This window comes from Shewanella sp. A32, assembly GCF_029167175.1.
In the GTDB taxonomy this organism is placed as follows: Bacteria; Pseudomonadota; Gammaproteobacteria; order Enterobacterales; family Shewanellaceae; genus Shewanella; species Shewanella yunxiaonensis.
In genome coordinates this window covers 1-2,353 of sequence record NZ_JARFTS010000053.1, presented here as the reverse complement: position 1 = coordinate 2,353, position 2,353 = coordinate 1, and the positions used below count along the sequence as shown (strand labels likewise).

The 2,353-nt window shown below is 44.8% G+C and carries 3 protein-coding genes; 1 reads left to right on the top strand and 2 read right to left on the bottom strand.

Translation table 11 applies throughout. From position 1 onward, the window contains the following. Positions 1-665: DUF4382 domain-containing protein (locus tag PY479_RS17470; RefSeq protein ID WP_275484534.1), on the bottom strand; the 665-nt coding region annotated here is incomplete at its 3' end. 240 nt (positions 666-905) lie between these two features. Between PY479_RS17470 and PY479_RS17465 the strand changes: the two genes are divergently transcribed. Next, complete coding sequence (locus PY479_RS17465) at positions 906-1,328, top strand: hypothetical protein (RefSeq protein WP_212594584.1); 423 nt, start codon at positions 906-908, stop codon at positions 1,326-1,328. Positions 1,329-1,563: 235 nt separating this feature from the next. Here PY479_RS17465 and PY479_RS17460 read toward each other — a convergent pair whose 3' ends face one another. Further along, positions 1,564-2,127, bottom strand: a complete 564-nt coding sequence (locus PY479_RS17460) for a cytochrome c (protein ID WP_275484533.1) — start codon at positions 2,125-2,127, stop codon at positions 1,564-1,566. Positions 2,128-2,353 lie beyond the last annotated feature (226 nt).

Sequence of the window (2,353 nt, the reverse complement as noted above, 5' to 3'; positions counted from 1 at the left end):
TGGCTGAACATGCCACTGGTGGGCGTTAAGGCGGCATTAGTACTTTCACAACTTGCAATCCACTGAGGGTCCACATTACCCATCAGATGGCCCATTGACATATTATTCACAGACCAGCTGCCATCATGACTGAGGCTATAGTTATAGTTGCTGTCGTGATTAAGCCCCATATACAGCCCCACTTCCATCGTGAAGCTATATTGCTGAGCCGCCGCAACAGAGAAATCCATCAATGGCAGTTCATCATCCTGTACTTGCAATGCGTGAATGCCCTGACCGTCTTCTACATAGCAACCATTGTTGCCGTCACCTTGCACCACCGTCATATAGACATCATGGTAGTCACCGACGGGAATACTCAGACCATCAACGACATTGATACTGTCGCTGCCCTGATAATCCATCAAGTTAAAACGCATATCGCCCAGTGAGTAGCGATGTTCAACACCAGAGGCATCGGTCATCACTAATTCGTGTAATTGTAATCCTACTGTAGTCACGCCACTCATCGGTGAATCTGTCAGTGCGACGGTAACAGAGCCAGTTTGTTCCGGAGTGGTGGGGTTTGTGGGGGTAACACTATTATTGCTGCTACTGCCGCTGCCACCACCACAAGCGGTCAGTAGTGCACAGGCCGATAAAAATAACCAACTGCGGTACATCATCTTCTTTCTCCAGAACCCTTTAAAAGTGTGGGTACACGGTCAGATCATCTTGTTACGGGTAAATAAATGTAATGATTTGTGTCAATGTATTTAAATATGAAAATAATCTTAAGAATGGATTAACCTTAAAAATATAGCTGATCAATATGTGACCGATTACACAAACCCGTAGTAATGCCTGATTGTTGCTATCCTTATTACCTATACGTGGGCGCACATCACTCACTTAGGAGGAAAACCATGAAGAAACTACTTACAACGCTTGTTTTGTCTGCTTTGCTTACCGGTTGGGCATATGCAGCAAACGATACGATGGCTGGTCAAGGGATGCAGAATGGCATGATGATGGGGCCAATGAGCAACGAACAAATGCAGGACATGCACAAGCAAATGGGAAATATGCAGTCGATGATGACGGATATTAAAGCCGAAAAGGACCCCAAAAAGCGCAGTCAGATGCTGATGCAACACATGGCGGCCATGCAACACGGCATGCAAATGATGATGGGATCAACTGGCGGCGACCAAAGTCAACATCAAGGTATGAATGGCATGGATATGGGTCAGCGCATGAACATGATGGAGCAGCGAATGAGTATCATGCAGATGATGATGGAACAAATGATGGAGCATGACGAACAGATGCAACATCATGATCAGTAGTAGTCTGTAGGCTCCGCATACTGTACTTTTAAGGGTGCCTAGACGTGCTCTTAGATATTCAGCCACAATTAGCTGACACCGAATTCTGAACGCCCTCAATGGTATACGGAGCCGCTGCTGCTTTCATTTCAACATACGGCCTACCCAATATCCCACCCTCATTAGCCAGCCATCATATGTTTGCATAGGCCCAAATTTTAAAATCAACGAGTCTGTTCATCTGAGTTCCTGTTCCCTAGCGGTGCATATGTTCATGATCACTCTCTTCCTCCATATCATCATCAGGCGGTGCTTTAGTGACCATCTCTCGATATTGTGCAGGACTTAAATCCGGGAGTTTCATTAAGAATGCCACCATGCTCCAGATGGTAGGATCGTCATGGTTAAATCCCCAGGCAGGCATTGCACTCATTTTTATGCCATGTTTAATCACCCAAAAAGCCTCATTGGGTGCAACGCGGTGAAGCGACAGATTAGGAGGCTGAGGATAGAGCCCTGGACGTATTTCTGAATGGGTCATATCGGGGGCAAGATGGCATTCTGTACACATAGCGGCATATTGACCTGCGCCCTTTAAGATAAGAGCAGGGTCATCCAAATTAGGAACCCTAATCCCTTTAGCATGCTGCTCAATAGAGCGTTGGCGTAACACATTTAAGGCTTCATACACTGGCTGTATGTGCGGCTCATCTGCGCCGATGTTATAGATACCTGAATATATTACCGCAGTGCTCACAAGACAAATTAGAACAAGAAATGACACAAAAATGAGCAAGTAATGTTTGATAAAATTCATCATTACGTAACCATATTATTTGACATTATAGACAAAAGCGATTGTTGCCATACAACAAGTTAAACATCAGATAATGTCCAAAGTAATAGGTTAGTTGAATTTTAAGAGGTCAGTGCAAATATTGTTATTTAGGTGATGATACACCCAGCGACCAGGGCAAGATCACGAACATAATTTGAGCTATTAGACTGACATTCTCCCAAAGGGCTGGACGGTTCATACTGGCTGT

Excerpts from the sequence above, each read along its gene's own strand:
- PY479_RS17460 (WP_275484533.1), bottom strand. The coding sequence starts at position 2,127 with ATGATGAATTTTATCAAACATTACTTGCTCATTTTTGTGTCATTTCTT.
- PY479_RS17465 (WP_212594584.1), top strand. The coding sequence starts at position 906 with ATGAAGAAACTACTTACAACGCTTGTTTTGTCTGCTTTGCTTACCGGT.